The organism is Chryseomicrobium palamuruense (assembly GCF_042649045.1).
In the GTDB taxonomy this organism is placed as follows: Bacteria; Bacillota; Bacilli; order Bacillales_A; family Planococcaceae; genus Chryseomicrobium; species Chryseomicrobium palamuruense.
In genome coordinates this window covers 1-505 of sequence record NZ_JBHSEF010000014.1, presented here as the reverse complement: position 1 = coordinate 505, position 505 = coordinate 1, and the positions used below count along the sequence as shown (strand labels likewise).

Annotated in this window: 2 rRNA genes; both read left to right on the top strand. The window is 47.7% G+C overall.

The features are described from left to right. A 23S ribosomal RNA gene (locus ACFO0S_RS06440) occupies nucleotides 1-117 on the top strand; the annotation flags it as partial. A 46-nt stretch (nucleotides 118-163) separates the two neighbouring features. Next, nucleotides 164-279 (top strand): 5S ribosomal RNA (rrf, locus tag ACFO0S_RS06435). Nucleotides 280-505: the final 226 nt, after the last annotated feature.

Sequence of the window (505 nt, the reverse complement as noted above, 5' to 3'; positions counted from 1 at the left end):
ATTTCCCATTACGCAAGTAAGTAAGATCCCTCAAAGACGATGAGGTAGATAGGTTCGGGGTGGAAGCGCGGTGACGTGTGGAGCTGACGAATACTAATCGATCGAGGACTTAACCAAAAAATCAATGAAAGTTCTATCCAGTTTTGAGCGAACAGGCTCAAGGTCTAGTGATGATGGCGAAGAGGTCACACCCGTTCCCATACCGAACACGGAAGTTAAGCTCTTCAGCGCCGATGGTAGTTGGGGGTCTCCCCCTGTGAGAGTAGGACGTCGCTGGGCAATCAAGAAAGTCATCCCGAGAGGGATGGCTTTTTTTGTGCATTCTTTTAAAGAATAGACATTTGAAGTGGGGAAGGTCTTCCTAGTAAGGGCTCTGGACATCCGGTCTTGAGGGAAGTGGGGGACTCGGAAACAGGATTTTAGAACAGAAATAGGTAAGCCCGAATTGAGATTACTCCAAGACGAAAAAAGCGCACCTTCAGGTGCGCATGATTAATAGCCTTTC